The 18,808-nt window shown below is 64.5% G+C and carries 20 protein-coding genes; 17 read left to right on the forward strand and 3 right to left on the reverse strand.

Translation table 11 applies throughout. The features are described from left to right. Positions 1 to 54: 54 nt before the first annotated feature. Positions 55 to 306: a hypothetical protein gene (locus ACQ4MJ_RS13040; RefSeq protein ID WP_121507050.1), complete on the forward strand. Its 252-nt coding sequence runs from the start codon at positions 55 to 57 to the stop codon at positions 304 to 306. 11 nt (positions 307 to 317) lie between these two features. Next, positions 318 to 533 (forward strand): oxidoreductase-like domain-containing protein, encoded by a 216-nt coding sequence (locus tag ACQ4MJ_RS13045; protein WP_055398886.1) that lies wholly within the window; start codon positions 318 to 320, stop codon positions 531 to 533. 86 nt (positions 534 to 619) lie between these two features. Here the strand turns inward: ACQ4MJ_RS13045 and gshA are convergent, their stop codons facing one another. Next, positions 620 to 2,146 carry a glutamate--cysteine ligase gene (gene gshA / locus ACQ4MJ_RS13050; protein ID WP_431152398.1) on the reverse strand — a complete coding sequence of 509 codons (1,527 nt, stop codon included), beginning with the start codon at positions 2,144 to 2,146 and terminating at the stop codon, positions 620 to 622. Between the two features lie 71 nt (positions 2,147 to 2,217). Continuing rightward, a complete protein-coding gene (locus ACQ4MJ_RS13055) occupies positions 2,218 to 3,126 on the reverse strand; it encodes an SDR family oxidoreductase (protein ID WP_055398892.1) in 909 nt (302 codons plus the stop codon). A gap of 359 nt (positions 3,127 to 3,485) precedes the next feature. On the opposite strand from ACQ4MJ_RS13055, the gene ACQ4MJ_RS13060 reads away from it, so the two are divergent. The 12 genes from ACQ4MJ_RS13060 (at position 3,486) to tolA (ending at position 13,375) form a co-directional block, all read left to right on the forward strand. Then, positions 3,486 to 3,767, forward strand: a complete 282-nt coding sequence (locus tag ACQ4MJ_RS13060) for a DUF427 domain-containing protein (protein WP_055398894.1) — start codon at positions 3,486 to 3,488, stop codon at positions 3,765 to 3,767. A 566-nt stretch (positions 3,768 to 4,333) separates the two neighbouring features. Then, complete coding sequence (locus ACQ4MJ_RS13065; protein ID WP_431152397.1) at positions 4,334 to 4,972, forward strand: DUF938 domain-containing protein; 639 nt, start codon at positions 4,334 to 4,336, stop codon at positions 4,970 to 4,972. Positions 4,973 to 4,985: 13 nt separating this feature from the next. Continuing rightward, positions 4,986 to 5,282 carry a 2Fe-2S iron-sulfur cluster-binding protein gene (locus tag ACQ4MJ_RS13070; protein ID WP_055398898.1) on the forward strand — a complete coding sequence of 99 codons (297 nt, stop codon included), beginning with the start codon at positions 4,986 to 4,988 and terminating at the stop codon, positions 5,280 to 5,282. Positions 5,283 to 5,497: 215 nt separating this feature from the next. Continuing rightward, positions 5,498 to 7,183 carry a DUF2235 domain-containing protein gene (locus ACQ4MJ_RS13075; RefSeq protein WP_431152396.1) on the forward strand — a complete coding sequence of 562 codons (1,686 nt, stop codon included), beginning with the start codon at positions 5,498 to 5,500 and terminating at the stop codon, positions 7,181 to 7,183. A gap of 175 nt (positions 7,184 to 7,358) precedes the next feature. Beyond that, positions 7,359 to 8,480 (forward strand): bifunctional 3,4-dihydroxy-2-butanone-4-phosphate synthase/GTP cyclohydrolase II, encoded by a 1,122-nt coding sequence (gene ribBA / locus ACQ4MJ_RS13080; protein WP_055398900.1) that lies wholly within the window; start codon positions 7,359 to 7,361, stop codon positions 8,478 to 8,480. A gap of 5 nt (positions 8,481 to 8,485) precedes the next feature. Then, positions 8,486 to 8,950, forward strand: a complete 465-nt coding sequence (gene ribH / locus ACQ4MJ_RS13085; protein ID WP_121419471.1) for a 6,7-dimethyl-8-ribityllumazine synthase — start codon at positions 8,486 to 8,488, stop codon at positions 8,948 to 8,950. Beyond that, positions 8,947 to 9,504, forward strand: a complete 558-nt coding sequence (gene nusB, locus ACQ4MJ_RS13090; protein WP_176885355.1) for a transcription antitermination factor NusB — start codon at positions 8,947 to 8,949, stop codon at positions 9,502 to 9,504. Before ribH ends, nusB begins: the two co-directional genes overlap by 4 nt. Positions 9,505 to 9,612: 108 nt before the next feature. Then, the gene (locus ACQ4MJ_RS13095; protein ID WP_121419469.1) at positions 9,613 to 10,797 is read left to right on the forward strand and encodes a pyridoxal phosphate-dependent aminotransferase; all 1,185 of its coding nucleotides are present in this window, start codon (positions 9,613 to 9,615) and stop codon (positions 10,795 to 10,797) included. 6 nt (positions 10,798 to 10,803) lie between these two features. Next, entirely contained in the window at positions 10,804 to 11,223 is a 420-nt protein-coding gene (gene ybgC, locus ACQ4MJ_RS13100) for a tol-pal system-associated acyl-CoA thioesterase (protein WP_121419468.1), read from the forward strand. Continuing rightward, positions 11,220 to 11,933: a protein TolQ gene (tolQ, locus tag ACQ4MJ_RS13105; RefSeq protein WP_055398908.1), complete on the forward strand. Its 714-nt coding sequence runs from the start codon at positions 11,220 to 11,222 to the stop codon at positions 11,931 to 11,933. The genes ybgC and tolQ overlap by 4 nt, the downstream gene beginning before the upstream one ends. 14 nt (positions 11,934 to 11,947) lie before the next feature. After that, positions 11,948 to 12,376: an ExbD/TolR family protein gene (locus ACQ4MJ_RS13110; RefSeq protein WP_055398910.1), complete on the forward strand. Its 429-nt coding sequence runs from the start codon at positions 11,948 to 11,950 to the stop codon at positions 12,374 to 12,376. A gap of 30 nt (positions 12,377 to 12,406) precedes the next feature. Beyond that, positions 12,407 to 13,375 (forward strand): cell envelope integrity protein TolA, encoded by a 969-nt coding sequence (gene tolA, locus ACQ4MJ_RS13115; protein ID WP_431152395.1) that lies wholly within the window; start codon positions 12,407 to 12,409, stop codon positions 13,373 to 13,375. Between the two features lie 119 nt (positions 13,376 to 13,494). Here the strand turns inward: tolA and ACQ4MJ_RS13120 are convergent, their stop codons facing one another. Next, entirely contained in the window at positions 13,495 to 14,835 is a 1,341-nt protein-coding gene (locus ACQ4MJ_RS13120) for an MFS transporter (protein WP_055402920.1), read from the reverse strand. Positions 14,836 to 15,082: 247 nt separating this feature from the next. On the opposite strand from ACQ4MJ_RS13120, the gene cyoA reads away from it, so the two are divergent. From cyoA to cyoC, 3 genes are read left to right on the forward strand one after another with little or no spacing between them, the layout of a single operon-like run. Beyond that, the gene (cyoA, locus tag ACQ4MJ_RS13125) at positions 15,083 to 16,147 is read left to right on the forward strand and encodes a ubiquinol oxidase subunit II (protein WP_431152394.1); all 1,065 of its coding nucleotides are present in this window, start codon (positions 15,083 to 15,085) and stop codon (positions 16,145 to 16,147) included. A gap of 24 nt (positions 16,148 to 16,171) precedes the next feature. Continuing rightward, positions 16,172 to 18,178, forward strand: a complete 2,007-nt coding sequence (gene cyoB, locus ACQ4MJ_RS13130) for a cytochrome o ubiquinol oxidase subunit I (protein ID WP_431173641.1) — start codon at positions 16,172 to 16,174, stop codon at positions 18,176 to 18,178. Beyond that, on the forward strand, positions 18,171 to 18,806 hold the full coding sequence (gene cyoC / locus ACQ4MJ_RS13135) for a cytochrome o ubiquinol oxidase subunit III (protein ID WP_055402914.1): 636 nt from the start codon (positions 18,171 to 18,173) through the stop codon (positions 18,804 to 18,806). Before cyoB ends, cyoC begins: the two co-directional genes overlap by 8 nt. The last annotated feature ends 2 nt before the right edge of the window (positions 18,807 to 18,808 follow it).

An 18,808-nucleotide genomic window follows, 5' to 3' on the forward strand; every position in this document is an offset into this window, starting at 1 on the left:
TGGCAAGGATAATCGCGGACCTCACTTACCCACGCCACAGCGTTGTAAACCCGCATGCCAGCCCCTCTCGACACCCCGCGCAAAGCCACCGCCACCAAGGCCCACAAGGATCTGCTGTTCAAGAGCGTGACCTTGGCCCTGATTGGTCTGGTCATCCTGCTGGCGCCGTACGTCGCCCGCTCTGCCAGCGTGCGCGATCTGATGAGCCAGGCGGCCCTGGTGGGCTGGTTTGCGCTGGTGCTGGGCATTGCGTTTGGGGTGCAGTACGCCGTGCGCCGCGCCAAGTCCGGGCGCCACAAGCCGTGACTTCACTCACCATGGCAACCCCGGCCCGCGCTGTAGACGGCGCGACCGCGCAGCAGATGTTCCAGTCGCTGCAGCAACGCGCTGCAGACATGGGCATTGCGCTGCGCACCCCGCCGCCCGAGCCAACGACCTGCTGTGGGCGCGGGTGCAATGGCTGCGTATGGGAGGGCTTTCTGGACGCGGCCGAATACTGGCGGCAAGAGGCGCTGCTGCAGCTGCAAGGCTGAAATTAGCGTCTAAACAGACTCTAGCGCTTGATGAATAAGCGCAAGCAGCTATCAAATCAGGAGTTTCCTGACGCCTGCGCCCCCCATCACCCGAGCTCCTTCACCGCCATGTACTGCTCGCGCCATTCTTCAAACGGCAGCGTGTCTGCCGCCTCGATGGCTTTCTGCGCGGCAATCGATTCATCTGCCATCGCCAGGTAGCGCGCCTGCTGTTCAGGCGTCCACGGCAGGCCCAGCAACGCGTCGCGCGCAGCGATGGACTGCTGGCGGGCAAAGGATTCAAAGCTGTTGTGGTGACTCTGCACGATGCTGTCGAGAACGCGGGCCGATGGTGTGCGCTCGGGCGCAGCCATTAGCGCGCGGGCATCGCGCAGCGCGGTGCTGTAGTCGTCGGTGCCATGGGTGGCATCCAGCGCGGCAGCCAGCGGCTCGCAGGCGGCCAGCACCTCGGCACCCCATTCGGTCAGCGGCACGCTCTGGCCGTTGCGCGACAGGTGCAAACCGGGCTCGCGGCCACGCTCTGCGGTGAGGTGCTGGTTCTGCTTGAGTTCGGCAATTTCGGCCGGCGTGTCGGGCGGGCTGTCGGACAGCAGGCAGTGCAGCAGGAACACATCCAGCAGGCGCATGGTGGGCGCGGTGATGCCCACGGGCACAAACGGGTCCAGGTCCATCAGGCGCACTTCCACGTATTCCACACCCCGCTCGCGCAGCGCGTGCAGCGGGCGCTCGCCGGTGCGCACGGTGCGCTTGGGGCGGATGGTGCCGTAGAACTCATTTTCGATCTGCAGCAGGCTGGTGCCCAGCTGGTTGTAGTCGCCACCGGGGTTGCGCACGCCGACGGTTTCGTAGGCGGGGTACGGCTTGGTCAACGCCTCGTGCAGCGAGTTGGCGTAGCCCGTCAGGCCGTTGTAGCTCACGGCCAGCGTGGCCTGCGCGTCGCTCTGGTAGCCCAGGCGGCCCATGCGCAGCGACGTGGCGTGGGGCAGGTACAGCGCGCTGCCGCCCTCCATGCGCTCCAGGCGGTGCTCGCGCCCTTCCACAAAACAGGGGCACAAGGCGGGCGACGCGCCGAACAGGTACAGCAGCACAAACGCGTGGCGGCGGAAGTTGCGGATGAGTGCGAAATACTGCTCGCTGTCCACGCCCGGCAGCGACCAGTTGTAGTGAATGCCCGAGATGGTCTGCATGCGGCGGCCATAGCGGTGGCCCAGGCCCATGCGGTACACGCTCTTGGCGCGGCCCACATTGGAGCTGCCGTAGCGGCCAATCGGAATCGTCTCGTCGGTGGGCAGGCCGCAGGGCATGCTGGAGGCCCACAGCAGCTCGCCGCCGCTGTCCTTGAGGGTGTGGTGCACGAACTGGTGCACCTCGGTCAGCTCATCCAGGCACTGCTGCACGCCCTTGTGGGCACCGGTGATCAGCTCCAGCTGCGACTCGCTGTAATCGGTCGTGATCAGCGGGTGCGTGAGGGCAGAGCCCAGGGCCAGCGGGTGGGGTGTAAGGGCCAGGCCGCCGGTGGGCAGCACGCGCAGCCCTTCCTTCTCGATGCCGCGGCGAATCCCCCCCAGGGCGTCCGCCGGGTAGGCGGCCAGTCTCTCGTGCAGTGTGCTCATATGTTTATACCGATCCAACTTCTGTCGGCCCGGAACTTAGCACGTTGAGCGCTGGCCCGCCTCTGGGGAAATCAAGCCCTTGCGGCCAAGGCCTTTCCAACTTCGTTGGTTCCTTGGGCTGCGCCACTTTGTGGTACTTGCTCGCCGGCACGGTCCGTCACCTGGGCCAGGTGGGCCGCCAGTTGCTCGGGCACATCAGCGCCAATGCCCAGATGAACGCCCTGCGTCAGGGTGATGTGGGCGGCCTCGAACGTGCCCGCACCCGCACACAGGATGGTGCGCGTGGGCGCGCTTTCATGGGCCAGCACCAGCATGGCGGGCACCACGGCCTCGGGCTTCAGGGCGTCCAGCACTTCCTGGGGCATCAGGCCCTCGGTCATGCGCGTGGCGGCCGTGGGGGCCAGGGCGTTCACGTGGATGTTGTACTTGGCGCCCTCGATGGCCAGGGTCTGCATCAGCCCCACCTGGGCCAGCTTGGCCGCACCGTAGTTGGCCTGGCCGAAGTTGCCGTACAGACCGGTGGACGACGTGGTCATCACGATGCGGCCATATTGCTGGGCCACCATGTGCGGCCACACGGCCTTGCAGCAGTTGGCGGCGCCCATCAGGTGCACATCCACCACCAGGCGGAAGTCGTCCATGCTCATCTTGGCGAACGACTTGTCGCGCAGGATGCCTGCGTTGTTGACCAGCACATCCACCCGGCCCCAGGCGTCGATGGCCTGCTGCACCATGGCCTCGACTGCGGCAAAGTCGGTGACGGATGCGCCGTTGGCCAGCGCCTCGCCGCCCGCAGCACGGATCTCATCGACCACGGCCTGCGCAGCACTCACGGTACCGCCGCTGCCGTCCACCGCGCCGCCCAGATCGTTGACCAGCACCTTGGCGCCGCGCGCTGCCAAAGCCAATGCATGCTGGCGGCCCAGGCCACCGCCTGCGCCCGTCACGATGGCCACACGGCCTTTGAAATCAATACCCATGGTGAAGGTTCTCCTGTCCTGTTGTCTTGGTTGGTCCATCAATCAGTGGAATAGAAACGAAACGCATCTCTCTAAACCGCCTCTGGCGCCCAGCCCCAATGTGCGGGCACCGCGCGCTGCACTGTAAGCCACGCGGCGCTGGCCGCCGGTTGCGCAGGCGACTGAATAAATGAAGGCATATCCGTCTAAAACCCTGCGTTCCCAGAGGCCCGTGCACAGCTGCGGCGCATTGGGAATAATCAGCCTCGCAATCCCGTTCCGGGGGCTTGCTGCCGCAGCGGCACCCCTTGACTCACAATTTCATAGCTAACAGCGCTTATAAATCAAGCGCCAGCGGCCATTTTTACCAAGGATTTCCCATGAAAGCAGTCTGGAACGGCGTAGTAGTTGCCGAAAGCGACGACACCGTGGTGGTGGAGGGCAACCACTACTTCCCCGAAAGCGCACTCCACCGCGACTACTTCACCTTCAGCAACCACAAGACCACCTGCGCCTGGAAGGGCCAGGCCAGCTACCTGTCGCTGCTGGTCAACGGCGAAATGAACACCGACGCCGCCTGGTTCTACGCCGACCCCAAGCCCGAAGCCGAAGAAATCAAAGGCCGCGTGGCGTTCTGGAAGGGCGTGAAGGTCACCCCGTGAACACCCCGCAGCCCACCACCTGCGGGTTATCCCTGCCAGCACTGGACAATCATGTGGATAAGTTTTGACAAGCCCTGTATGACAACGCCAAGTGCTTGATTTATAAAGAATCACCCTGCACTGCCTCATTTTTAGGCAACGCAGAACACCATGGCGATGGTTATCCCGTTCTGCACTGGACAATGGTGTGGATAACCTTGGATAAGCCTTGTATGGACGCTTTAAGTGATTGATTTACAAGGAATATCCTTGTGACGCTCAAAAAACAGGCAATTACAAAACCCGATCCGCCCCCGCCGCCAACGCCCTCAAACGGCCCCAAAAACCCCCGGTTATCCCTTCCCGGACTGGACAATCTTGTGGATAACTCTGAACAAGCCTTGTATGACAGTTTTAAGTCATTGATTTACAAGGAAACTTCTTAGGCCGCTTAAAAAACAGGCAGCGCAGCCTGGACAAAGCATCTGGGGTACAGTCCCCGTCGGCATGCTTCGAAGTGCTCCTTATTTCATAGCTAATAGCGCTTACCAGATAAGCGCCAGAGGCTAAAAATACCAAAATATTTAGTGACCACCGCCTCCCTCCAGCACAGCCCCGCCGCCGAACGCAACCAGGGCCCCATCCTGGCGAAGCTGCTGGCCCTGTTGGCACCTACCGGCGCCGCGCTGGAGATTGCCAGCGGCACCGGCCAGCACGCCGCGCACTTTGCAACCGCCCTGCCCGGCTGGACCTGGCAGCCCACAGACCTGCACAACACCCACTTCGCATCGATCACCGCCTGGGCCGAGCAGGCAGGTGCCCGCAACGTGCGGGCGCCACAGCGGCTGGACGTGCTGCATGACCGCTGGCCCAGCGAAGGCCCGGCGTTCGGCGCCGCGTCGTTCGACCTGGTCTACTGTGCCAACATGCTGCACATCGCGCCCTGGGCCTGCTGCACGGGGCTGATGCAAGGCGCCGCCCGCCACCTGACGCCGGGCGGCCACCTCGTCACCTACGGCCCGTACCTGGAAGATGGCGTGCCCACCGCGCCTGGCAACCTGTCTTTCGACGCCAGCCTGCGCGCACAAGACGGCGACTGGGGCATCCGCCGCATCGAAGACGTGGCCGCCGTCGCCGCCCAGGCCGACCTGCAACTGGCCGCACGGCATGCGATGCCCGCCAACAACCTGCTGCTGGTTTGGACACACGCCTCCCGCAACGCTTGAAGAAACGCACCCCATGAACACACCCACCGCAGCCCCCTTTTTCATCGCCAAGGTCGAGCCCGACGGCCAGCAATGCGACGCCTGGCCCGAGCAGCCCCTGCTGTTGTCGCTGGAGCAAGGCGGCATCGACTGGCCCAGCTCCTGCCGCAACGGCACCTGCCGCACCTGCCTCGGCATGCTGATCGAAGGCGAAGTGCGTTATGCCATCGAATGGCCCGGCCTGTCCGCCGAAGAAAAGGCCGAGGGCTGCGTGCTGCCCTGCGTGGCCTACCCGGCAAGCGACGTGCGGTTGCAAGCGCAAAGCATCTGACGTTGGCTGAAGGGGCCCGCCCCCTGCCCCGGCTCGCCCCCCCGAATGGCGCTTTCCTGCTTGCCATGCCCGGCAGTAGTCACCCAGAATCTGCGGCACATACATTGAGGACTTACGCCAATCGGGATGCAGCAACCGGCTCTGCCGTGGGCGCGTCGCTTGCCTGAGCACTGTTTGCGTCATCCATGATTGGTTGCAGAGCGAGGGGGGACTTCATGAACGCACTTGCCACACCGGCCGCAGTAGCCACAAATCCACCGCGCGCCGCCTACCGTCCCCCCACCCGCGAGGACATCCTGACCCAGTGCATCGCGGCGGACGCGCAATGGGCCGAAAAGCCCGGCCGCAACCTGGTGCTGCTGTTCGACGGCACCGGCAACATTCTGGGCAACCAGCAGGACACCAACGTGGTCAAACTGCTGCGCATGCTCGGCAAGGGCCACGACCCATCGGGCAAGGAGCCCACCCAGCTCGTTTACTACGACCCCGGCGTGGGCACCACCAACGAGTTCCCGGCGGACGGCATCGTGTCCGAGGCCAAGAACCAGCTGCGGCAACTGGCAGGTCTGGCACTGGGCAACGGCGTGTTCCCCAACATCGCAGAGGCCTACCGGTTCCTCGTCAATACCTACCAGCGGGGCGACCGGATCTACCTGTTCGGCTTCTCGCGCGGCGCATTCACGGCGCGGTCGGTGGCCGGGATGATCAACATGTACGGCCTGATCCACACCGAGGGGCTGCCGCTCATCGAAACGCTGGTGCGCACCTACTTTGCGCCGCGCGGCCACAAAAACCAGGCTGGCACCAAAGACCGGGAGAAATTTGCGGAGGACGTGATCAACAACTTCTCGCTGGGCCGCACGCCGCTGGTGCACTTCGTGGGCGTGTGGGACACGGTGGAGGCCATCGGCCTGGGCGGACTGGGCAGCATCAAGATCAGCAACTCCACCGACTTCGACTGCAAGCGCTTTGCCCACGTGCGCCATGCCATGTCGCTGTATGAATCGCGCAGCAAGTACACGCCCCGCCGCTACGAAGACCCGCACTTCACCGCCGAGGAGCAGCCCTGGCGCAGCTACGACCAGCGCTGGTTCCGCGGCGTGCACAGCGACGTGGGCGGCTCGTACGCGCGCGACGGGCTGTCCAACATCACGCTGGCCTGGATGGTGGACGAAGCCGCTGCCCACGGCTTGCGGGTGGACAAGAGCCGGCTGCAGCCCGGCGACCCGCTCACCGCCATGCACGACCAGGCGTATGACTGCCCCTACTGGGTCTGGACCGGCCTGAACGCCCGTGGCCGTGAGACCAGCGACTTCATCGACCCCACGGCCCGCCCGGTGGGCGGCGCCGTGCCCGCCAGCACCGTGCCGCGCACGCAACCCTGGCGCTGGATGGGCATAGCGCTGGCAGCCGCCACGGCCGTGCTATACGCCATCACCACCCTCGCTGGCTACCGCGCCTGCGACCTGGATACCGCGCCGTTGTGGCTGCAGATCCTGCCCACGGGCTTTCAGCTGTCGGCCCACTGGCATGCCAGCTGGGAGGTGATGTGCAACGCCGAGGGCGTGCGCCGCGTCATCGCCTTGGATTGGGCCCTGCTCGCCTGCTACACCCTGTGGCTGGCCTACCCGGTGGCGTGGGCCGTGCGGCGGCTGGTCGCACGGGCCGTGCCGCCGGGCCGGGCCCTGGGTGGCCTTTCGCGCCATGCACACTGGGCGATGGGCGCGCTCGTGGTGTCGGACCTCGTGGAAAACTTTGCCACGCTGCACATGCACCTCGCCCACTGGCCCACAGTGCTGACGGTGGCCAGCGGCGTCAAGATGCTGTCCCTGATGCTGCTGGTCGGCTTGATCGTGGCCGGCGCGCTGGCCGGGCATGACGGCGGCCGCTCGACTGCGTGATCCGCCTTGGCCGCGCCCCAAGTGAACTAAAATCTCGGCTTTCGGGGCGCAGAGCGCTCCCGCACCGTGCGGCCAGCCCCGCACTGCCCGCTCTTTGGAATCGACCCGCCCGGGTCGTGGCCGGACAGCGTGCGGTGCGCGCCACCCGCGCGGCCCACCGAAAGCCCGCCCTTCCATGACCTCCCCCCTCACCCCCGTGCCGATCTCCCCCGTCGAGGACATCGTGGCCGAGATGCGCGCCGGGCGCATCGTCATCCTGGTGGATGAAGAAGACCGCGAAAACGAAGGCGACCTCGTCCTGGCCGCCGACCACGTGACGCCCGAGGCCATCAACTTCATGGCCCGCTTCGGCCGGGGCCTGATCTGCCTGACATTGAGCCGTGAGCGCTGCGAGTTCCTCAAGCTGCCACCCATGGCCGCGCGCAATGGCACGGTGTACAGCACGGCGTTCACCGTCTCCATCGAGGCGGCCGAGGGTGTGACCACCGGCATCTCGGCGGCCGACCGTGCCCGCACCGTGCAGGTGGCGGTGGACCGCAACTCCAAGCCCACCGACCTGGTCCAACCAGGCCACATCTTCCCGCTGCAGGCCGTGGACGGTGGCGTGCTCATGCGCGCAGGCCATACCGAAGCCGGTTGCGACCTGGCCGCCATGGCAGGCTGCAGCCCCGCATCGGTGATCTGCGAGATCATGAAGGACGACGGCACCATGGCCCGCCTGCCCGACCTGCAGCTGTTTGCGGCCGAGCACGGCCTCAAGATCGGCACCATTGCCGACCTCATCGAATACCGCAGCCGCAACGAGTCGCTGGTCGAAAAGGTCGGCACGCGCACGCTGCAGACCGCCTACGGCGAATTTACCGCCCACGCCTTCCGCGACAAACCCAGCCAGGCCGTGCACCTGGCGCTGGTCAAGGGCCAGTGGAGCGCCGACGACGTGGTACCTGTGCGCGTGCACGAGCCCCTGTCGGTGTTCGACGCGCTCGAAGTCAACCGCTCCATGCACTCGTGGGGCCTCGATACCAGCCTGCAATACCTCGTCAAGCAAGGCAAGGGCGTGGCCGTGCTGCTCAACTGCGGTGAAAGCGCCGCCCAGCTGCTGGCGCAGTTTGAAGGCACCGCCCGCGCAGCCCAAGCGCCTGAACGCGGCCGCATGGACCTGCGCACCTATGGCGTGGGCGCGCAGATCCTGCGCGAATGTGGCGTGCACAAGATGGCTCTGATGGGCCAGCCCCGCCGCATGCCCAGCATGGCGGGCTATGGCCTCGAAATCACCGGCTTCATCCCCAAGGAATAAAGAACATGTTTGGCGCAGACAAAGGAACAGCGGACAAGCTGGACGGCAAGAAATTGCACATCGGCATCGTGCAGGCCCGCTTCAACGAGAGCATCACCAACACGCTGGCGGCCGCCTGCCGCGCCGAGTTGCTCGCGCTGGGTGTGCAAGAGAAAAACATCAAGCACGTGCTGGTGCCCGGCGCGCTGGAGGTGCCCGTGGCCTTGCAGGCCATGGCCGAAAGCGATGAATTCGACGCGCTGATCGCGCTGGGCTGCATCATCCGTGGCGAGACCTATCACTTCGAACTGGTGGCCAACGAATCCGGCGCGGGCGTCACGCGCCTGTCGCTGGACTACCAGATCCCGATTGCCAACGCCATCATCACCACCGAAAACGTCGAGCAGGCCATCGCCCGCCAGACCGAAAAAGGCACCGATGCCGCCCGCGTTGCGGTGGAAATGGCCAACCTGCTGGACGAGCTGTCATGAGCGAAAACACCCCCACGCCGTCGTCGGCACGCCCGCCCAAGCAGGCCCGCACCGGGCTCAAGAGCACGGGCACGCGCAAGGCAGCCTCCAAGTCCAACCGCAGCCGCGCGCGCGAATTCGCGCTGCAGGCGCTGTACCAGCACCTGGTGGGCGGCAACGATGCGCACGCCATCGACGCGTTCACCCGCGACCTGGCGGGCTTTCACAAGGCCGATTCGGTGCACTACGACGCACTGCTGCACGGCTGCATCAACACCGCCGCCGACCTGGACGCGCTGATCACCCCGCTGCTGGACCGCAAGATGGCCGAGATCTCGCCCATCGAGCATGCAGTGATGTGGATCGGCGTGTACGAGTTTCAGCACTGCCTGGACGTGCCGTGGCGTGTGGTGCTCAACGAGTGCATTGAGCTTGCCAAAGAGTTTGGCGGCACCGATGGCCACAAGTACGTGAACGCCGTGCTCAACGGCCTGGCCCCCAAGCTGCGTGCGCTGGAAGTGGCGGCCGACAAGGCTCCGGGCGCAATGCCTGGCGCGCCCGTCGACGAAGCCTGAGCGCACCCCGCCGAAAGGCTCCCGCGCGTGCAACCCACTGCCACGCACGGGGCCTTCTTTCTTGAGTTTCCGAGCAACACCCGACCCGCACGGGCAGGACACCTTCCCATGAAGTTTTCCACGCGCGCTGAGCGCATCGAACCGTTCTATGTGATGGAGGTCGCCAAGGCCGCGCAGGCCCTGGCCCGCGAGGTGGCGGGCACGCGCGAGCCGATGATCTTCCTGAACATCGGCGAACCGGACTTCACCGCGCCGCCCTTGGTGCAGGAGGCTGCCGCGCGCGCCGTGCACAGCGGCGCTACGCAGTACACCAACGCGCTGGGGCTGGATGCGCTGCGCGAGCGCATCAGCGGCTGGTACCAGAGCCGCTTTGGCGTCAACGTGCCTGCACGCCGCATCGTGGTCACGGCCGGTGCTTCGGCCGCGCTGCAGCTGGCGTGCCTGGCGCTGATCGAGTCGGGCGACGAGATCCTGATGCCCGACCCCAGCTACCCCTGCAACCGCCACTTCGTGAGCGCCGCAGAAGGCAAGGCCGTACTGCTGCCCACCACGGCCGCAGAACGCTACCAACTGAGCGCCGACAAGGTGCGTGCGGCCTGGACGGACAAGACGCGGGGTGTGCTGCTCGCATCGCCGTCCAACCCCACCGGCACTTCCATCGCGCCCGGTGAGCTGCGCCGAATCCACGAAGTGGTCCGCGCGCATGACGGCATCACGATGATCGACGAGATCTACCTGGGCCTGTCGTACGAGGAAGAGTTTGGCCACACCGCACTGGCCATCGACGACAACATCATCAGCATCAACAGCTTCAGCAAATACTTCAACATGACCGGCTGGCGCCTGGGCTGGATGGTAGTGCCCGAAGCCATGGTGCCGGTGGTCGAGCGCCTGGCGCAGAACCTGTTCATCTGCGCCAGCACCGTGTCGCAACACGCGGCGCTGGCCTGCTTCGAGGCAGAGAGCATTGCTGAATACGAACGCCGCCGCGCCGAGTTCAAGGCCCGGCGCGACTTCTTTATCCCCGCCCTGCAGTCCATGGGCCTTTCGGTGCCGGTGATGCCCGACGGCGCCTTCTACGCCTGGGCGGACTGCACGCAGGCCGCCGAGCGCCTGGGTGTCAGCGGCAGCTGGGACTTTGCTTTTGAGCTGATGCGCCGTGCGCACATCGCCGTGACGCCAGGGCGTGACTTCGGCACGGCCGAGCCAGAACGTTTTGTGCGCTTTTCCACCGCCAACTCCATGGCGCAACTCCAAGAGTCTGTGGCGCGGCTGCGCAGCGTGCTGGGGTAACGCGCGATGGCATTCGAGTTCCCCATCCGCGTGTATTGGGAGGACACCGATGCCGGCGGCATCGTGTTCTATGCCAACTACCTCAAATTCTTCGAGCGCGCTCGCACCGAATGGCTGCGGTCGCTGGGCGTGGGTCAGCAGCGATTGCGGGAACAAACCGGGGGCATGTTTGTCGTAACCGATGCCCAGCTTCGCTACCACCGGCCTGCACGGCTGGACGATGAACTGATTGTTACCGCCGCCCTGCAGGCCTCGGGCCGCGCATCGTTGACAATAGTGCAGCGCGCGCTCCTGAAACCAGAGCAGATGACCGAACAAGCCCCTTTGTTGCTAAGCGAAGGCACCATCCGCATCGGATGGGTTGATGCTGCCACCATGCGCCCCGCAAGAATTCCGAACACCCTGCTGGAACAACTCTCACCATGAACTCCCAAGACATGTCCATCATCACCCTGGTGCTGCACGCCAGCTGGGTGGTGCAACTCGTGATGCTGCTGTTGCTGGGCGTCTCCGTCGCCAGTTGGGCAGCCATCTTCCGCAAGCTGTTTTCGCTCAAGCGCGTGAAAGCGCTCAATGAGGATTTCGAGCGCGAGTTCTGGTCGGGCACCAGCCTGAACGACCTGTACGCCAGTGCCGCACAAAACGCCAAGCAGGCCGGTCCCATGGAACGTATTTTTGCCAGCGGCATGCGTGAATACCAGAAGCTGCGTGAACGCCGCATCGTGGACCCCGGCACCCTGCTCGACGGCGCACGCCGCGCCATGCGCGCGAGCTTCCAGCGCGAGATGGACGTGGTGGAGTCGAGCCTGTCATTCCTGGCGTCGGTCGGCTCCGTGTCGCCGTACGTAGGCCTGTTTGGCACCGTGTGGGGCATCATGCACGCGTTCACCGGCTTTGCGGGCATGGAACAGGTCACGCTGGCCACTGTGGCGCCTGGCATTGCCGAAGCCCTGGTGGCTACCGCGATCGGCCTGTTTGCCGCCATCCCCGCTGTGATCGCCTACAACCGCTTTGCCCGCGACATCGACCGCGTGGCCACGCACCAGGAGACCTTCATCGAAGAGTTCTCCAACATCCTGCAGCGCAATCTGGGCGCCCAGCCCGCACCCGCAGGCCATACGGCCTCGGGCCACTGAGCACGGAGGCCCACATGCCCGCCATGGCATCCCGCGGTCGAGGCCGCCGCACCATCAACGAGATCAACATGGTCCCGTTCATCGACGTCATGCTGGTGCTGCTCATCATCTTCATGGTGACGGCGCCCATGCTGACGCCGGGCGTTGTTGATGTGCCCAGCGTGGGCAAAGGCAAGAACATGCCCAAGGTGGTGGCCCAGGTCATCGTCAACAAGGACGGCACGCTGCAGTTCAAGACGCCCGAAGCCACACGCAGTCTGAACCAGCGCGAGATCGGCGACGCGGCCAGCCGCTGGCAGAAGGCCCAGGGTGCTGACAGCGCCAGTGCCGTGGTCATCAGCGCCGACAAGGGCGTGCAGTACGAAAACGTGGTGAAAGCCATGGATGCCTTGCAAAAGGCGGGCGTGCAACGCGTGGGTCTTTCCGTCAAACAGGGTGGTTGAACCGAACGCACGCCCGCCGCTCTGAAGCCCATGCACGCCCACAACGACCGCGACCAGTTTTCCCCGCCCCGCCCCCCGGCACGCTTGCGCGCCATTTCACTGGCGGTGCTTGTGCATGTCGTGCTCATCGGTGCGCTCACCTGGGGAGTGAACTGGAAGAACAGCGCCGACCAGCCTGCGGTGGAGGCTGAACTGTGGGCTGCGGTGCCCCAGCAGGCCGCACCACGCGCCGTGGAGCCTCCGCCGCCACCACCCGCTCCCCCGGAAGTGCGTCCGCCCGCTCCGCCACCACCACCGCCCCCCCGCGCCGTGGAGCCGCCCGACACGCGCGAGGCGGACATCGCCATCGAACGCGAAAAAAAGCGCCTGGAGCAGGAGAAGAAGGCGCGCGAGCAGCAGTTGGAACGTGAAAAGCGCGACCGTGAGCGCAAGGAAGACGAACGCCGCGACCGCCTGGAGCAGGAAAAGAAGGAACGCCTGCAAAAGGAAAAGGAAAAAGAAAAGGAACAGCGCGAAAAGCAGCTGGCTGAGCAGAAGAAGGCCGAGCAGGACAAGCAAAAGAAGCTGGCCGAAGACAAGCGCAAGGCCGACGAAGCCGCCAAGCGCAAGGCCGACGCGGAGGCCAAACAGCTGGCAGAACAGCGGGAAGCCAACCTGCGCCGCCTCCAGGGCCTGGCGGGGGCCACGGGCGGCGAGAACGCCACAGGCACAGCCCAGCGCAGCGCTGGTCCGTCGGGCAGCTATGGCGGCAAGGTTGCAGCCAAGGTCAAGCCCAACATCGTGTACCCCGACGCGATCTCAGGCAACCCGCGCGCCGAGGTGGAAGTCCGCCTTTCGCCCGATGGCACCATCGTGGGCAAACGCCTGGTGCAGTCCAGCGGCAACAAGGCCTGGGATGACGCAGTGCTCCGTGCCCTGGACAAGACCGAGACCCTGCCGCGCGATGTGGATGGCCGCGTGCCGCCTTCACTGACCATTGGCTTCAGGCCACAGGACTGAGCCTCCACAAAAAGAAGCGCCCGGGTAGTACCGGGCGCTCATTTTTAGAGCATTTTTAGCCTCTAGCGCTTTGTAGACAAGCGCAAATAGCTATACAAACAATAGCAAATCTCTGCCCCTTACCGGTCCCGGCGCTCCATGCGCCGATTCAGGTTCAGCGCGCCCAGCGTGCAGGCTACGCCCGACAGCAAATACACCGTGACCGCCAGCAGCCCGAACTGGGCCGACAGGTACAGGGCCACCAGCGGTGCAAACGCGGCGCCAATGATCCAGGCAAGGTCGGCCGAGAGAGCGGCGCCCGTGTAGCGGTATTGGGGCGAAAAATTGGCCGTGACCGTGCCCGAAGCCTGGCCATACGACAAGCCCAGCAGCACAAAACCCAGCAGCAGGAACATGGTGCTGCCCACCTCGCCCGAGTTGAGCAGCACGGGGGCCATGAAGCTGAACACGCCGATCAACACCGCCATGCCGCCCAGCAGCTTGCGGCGGCCCAGGTGGTCCGACAGCCAGCCAGACACCATGATGGCCCCCGCTGCCAGGAAGGCGCCTACGATCTGCACGCCCAGAATCTGGGTCACCGGCTGGTCCGAATACAGCGTGATCCAAGACAGCGGGAACACCGTGACCAGGTGGAACAGCGCAAAGCTGGCCAGCGCGGCAAAAGCACCCAGTACCACATTGCTGCCTTCGTCACGTATCACACGGCTCACAGGCACGGGCTGCAGTTCACGCTCTTGCAGCAGCTCGGCGTATGACTGCCCCACCACCAGGCGCAGGCGGGCAAACAGGGCCACCACGTTCACGGCAAAGGCCACGAAGAAGGGATAGCGCCAGCCCCAGGCCAGAAATTCCTGCACGCTGAGGCTGCTGTACAGATAGGCAAACAGACCCGCCGCCAGCACAAACCCGACAGGCGCGCCCAATTGCCCGATCATGGCAAACCAGCCCCGCCGTTCCTTGGGCGCCGACATGGCCAGCAGCGACGGCAGGCCGTCCCACGAACCGCCGAGCGCCAGACCCTGGCCAATGCGCAGGATCAGCAGCGCCACCACGGCAGTCAGGCCCGCGTCCTTGTAGCCCGGCAAGAACGCCATCCCCACCGTGCACACGCCCAGCAGGAACAGTGCAATGGTCAGCTTGGTGCCCCGGCCCCAGCGCCGCTGGATGGCCATGGAAATGGCCGTGCCCACCGGGCGCACGACAAAAGCGACCGCCAGCAGCGCAAACGCCATCAGCGTGCCATCCAGGCGCGAGAGGAATGGAAAGAGGAAGGACGGGAAGACGAGAACGCAGGCGATCCCGAAAACGAAGAAGTCGAAATACTCGGACGAGCGTCCGATGATCACGCCCACAGCAATTTCGCTGGGGGTCACGTCTTCATGCGTATCAGCCCGCGAGAGAGAGGCGGGGCTTTCTTCAAAGCCGGCCGCAGGGTAAGTGGCAGAGGCGGGGCTGCTCATGAACAGGGCTCCTTGTCGTTGTTTGGATAAGACATTCTGGTTCTACACGCAAGTTTGATCTGGGACAAGTGCGGTTTCACTATGCCGTGTGCAGGACAACACCGCAGGGGCCGGAAATGCACCAAAGTGGGGCGCATTACTTTGACCTTGGACAAAATGTCCAATGTACAAAAAAGCTAGCGCTATTACATTCGACGGCACTTCGTTATCCGCGTTTACCCTTAAACGCCTTGGTTGCGCCTGTCACATGTCCAAACTACCTTTACCTCGCGTGCCTGTCTGGCTCGCCGCCATGGCCGCTCTGGGCAGCCTGGCTGGCTGCAGCAAGGCGGTCGTCCTCAACCCCGCCGGCGACATCGCGGCCCAGCAAGGCCACATGGTCATCCAGGCCACGCTGCTGATGCTGATCATCATCGTTCCGGTGATTGCCCTCACCCTGTGGTTTGCCTGGAAGTACCGCCAGAACAACACTGCCAACACCGAGGCCGACTACGATCCCGACTGGCACCACTCCACCACGCTGGAGCTGGTGATCTGGACCGTGCCGCTCTTGATCGTCATCGCCCTCGGCGCCCTGACCTGGATCGGCACCCACAAGCTCGACCCCTACCGCCCGCTGGACCGCATCTCGGCCAGCAAACCGCTGGACGCCCAATCCACCCCCATGGAAGTGCAGGTGGTTGCCATGGACTGGAAGTGGCTGTTCTTCTACCCCGAACTGGGCATTGCCACCGTGAATGAACTGGCTGCGCCGGTGGACCGCCCCATTCTGTTCAAGCTCACGGCCACGTCCACGATGAACGCGTTCTACGTGCCGGACCTGGCCGGGATGATCTACGCGATGCCCGGCATGCAGACCGAGCTGAACGCCGTGATCAACCAGCCCGGCGTGTACAAGGGCATGTCCTCGCACTACAGCGGCTCCGGCTTCTCGGGCATGACGTTCAAGTTCCATGGCCTGAGCCAGGGCGACTTTGAGCAGTGGGTGGCCAAGAACAAGTCCGAAGGCAAGCCCCTCACGCGCCAGGCCTACCTGGATCTGGTCAAGCCCAGCGAGCGCGACCCCGTGCAGCGTTTCGCCAGCGTGGAAGACGGCCTGTACGACAAGGTGCTGAACCGCTGCGTCGAGGACGGCAAGATGTGCATGCACCACATGATGTCCATCGACGAGCGCGGTGGCGAGGCCTTCATGAAGGCCCAGGGCCTGAACCTGCCCCAGGACGTCTGCACCGTGGACAACGCCGCCCAGGTGGTGGCAGCACTCGAAGCGCGCCACGCCACGGTCTACGACCGCACCCTCTCCCGCCAATGATCTGCGCATAAGAGACTGACGAACATGTCCACCTCACCCGTTGTAACCGAACCGCATTGGGCCCTGGGCCGAATCACCTGGGACTCCATACCGATGGCGCACGAGCCCATCGTGCTGTGGACCTTCATCGCCACCCTGCTCGGTGGCCTGGCCGTGATGGCCGCCATCACCAAATTCAAGCTCTGGGGCACGCTCTGGCGTGACTGGATCTGCAGCATTGACCACAAGCGCATCGGCATCATGTACATGATCCTGGGCCTGGTGATGCTGCTGCGCGGCTTTGCCGACGCCGTGATGATGCGCCTGCAGCAGGCCATGGCCTTTGGCGACAACATGGGCTACCTGCCACCGCACCACTACGACCAGATCTTCACCGCCCACGGCGTGATCATGATCTTCTTCGTGGCGATGCCGCTGGTCACGGGCCTGATGAACTACCTGGTGCCGCTGCAGATTGGCGCGCGCGACGTGTCCTTCCCGTTCCTGAACAACTTCAGCTTCTGGATGACCACCGCCGGTGCCGTTCTGGTGATGGTGTCGCTGTTCCTGGGCGAGTTCTCCACCGCGGGCTGGCTGGCGCTCTCCAACCTGGGGGCGCAAAACCCGGGCGTGGGGCTCGATTACTACATCTGGGCGCTGCAGATCGCGGGGGTCGGCACAACGCTGTCAGGCATCAACCTGATCGTGACCATCATCAAGATGCGCGCCCCCGGCATGAACCTGATGCGCATGCCCGTCTTCACCTGGACGGCCCTGTGCACCAACGCGCTCATCGTGGCGTCCTTCCCCGTGCTGACGGCTGCGCTGGTGCTGATGTCGCTCGACCGCTATGCGGGCACCAACTTCTTCACGAACGACTTGGGCGGCAACCCCATGCTGTACGTGAACCTGATCTGGATCTGGGGCCACCCCGAGGTCTACATCCTGATCCTGCCTTGCTTCGGCATCTTCTCTGAAGTGGTGGCCACGTTCTGCAAGAAGCGCCTGTTCGGCTACACCTCCATGGTCTACGCCACGGTGGTGATCACCATCCTGTCGTACCTGGTGTGGCTGCACCACTTCTTCACCATGGGTTCGGGTGCGAGCGTGAATACCTTCTTTGGCATCACGACGATGATCATCTCGATCCCCACGGGCGCGAAAATCTTCAACTGGCTGTTCACCATGTACAAGGGCCGCATTCGCTTCGAGCTGCCCATGATGTGGACCGTGGCCTTCATGATCACGTTTGCCATCGGCGGCATGACCGGCGTGCTGCTGGCCGTCCCCCCGGCCGACTTCGTGCTGCACAACAGCCTGTTCCTGATCGCCCACTTCCACAACGTGATCATCGGTGGCGTGCTGTTCGGGCTGTTCGCCGGCATCAACTACTGGTACCCCAAGGCCTTTGGCTACAAGCTCGACCGCACCTGGGGCCTGCGCTCCTTCTGGCTGTGGGTGGTGGGCTTCTGGGTGGCGTTCGGCCCGCTGTATGTGCTGGGCCTGATGGGTGTCACGCGCCGTGCCAACCACTTTGAAGACCAGTCGCTGCAGATCTGGTTCCAGATTGCCGCGTTCGGCGCCTTCCTGATTGCGCTGGGGATTGCGTGCTTCCTGATCCAGATCGTGGTGAGCTACCTCAAGCGCGACCAGCTGCGCGACCACACGGGCGACCCGTGGGATGCGCGCACGCTCGAATGGGCCACCTCATCGCCCCCGCCCGACTACAACTTTGCCTTCACCCCCGTCGTGCATGAAATCGATGCGTGGTGGGATATGAAGAAGCATGGATACAAGCGCCCGCTCGCCGGCTTTGCGCCCATCCACATGCCTGCCAACACCGGCTCGGGCGCGGTCATCTCGGCCTTGTCGCTGGTCTTTGGCTTCGCGCTGATCTGGCACATGTGGCTGCTTGCGGGCGTTTCGTTCGCGGCGCTGCTGCTGGCTTCGATCATCCACACGTTCAACTACAAGCGTGACTTCTACATCCCGGCATCCCAAGTCGCCGCCACCGAAGAAGCCCGCACACTCCAACTGGCACGCCATGTCTGAACTCCGCCTCAACGCTGGCGCCGCCGCAGGCGCCTTGGCCCCGCGCGACTACCACCTTGCGCACGAGCCCCATCCCGAAAACGGTACCGCCCTGGGCTTCTGGCTCTACCTGATGAGCGACTGCCTGATCTTTGCCGCCCTGTTTGCCACCTATGGCGTGCTGGGCCGCAGCTATGCGGCCGGCCCCACCGGTGCGCAGCTGTTCGACCTGACGCTGGTGGCCATCAATACGGCCTTCCTGCTGCTGTCGTCCATCACCTTCGGTTTTGCCATGCTGCGCAAGCAGCAAAAGGATGTGAAAGGCACGCTGCTGTGGCTGGCCGTCACCGGCTTCTTCGGCCTGTGCTTCCTGGGCCTCGAACTCTATGAGTTTGCCCACCTGATCCACCAGGGTGCCACGCCCCAGCGCAGCGCCTTCCTGTCGGCCTTCTTCACGCTGGTGGGCACCCACGGCCTGCACGTGACCTTTGGTCTGATCTGGCTGGTGGTGCTGATGGTGCAGATCGGCAAACACGGCCTGATCCCTGCCAACACCCGCCGCCTGATGTGCCTGTCGATGTTCTGGCACTTTCTGGACGTGGTCTGGATTGGCGTCTTCACCTTTGTGTACCTGATGGGAGTGCTGTAACT

This window comes from Acidovorax facilis, from assembly GCF_050626955.1.
Taxonomy (GTDB): Bacteria; Pseudomonadota; Gammaproteobacteria; order Burkholderiales; family Burkholderiaceae_C; genus Acidovorax; species Acidovorax facilis.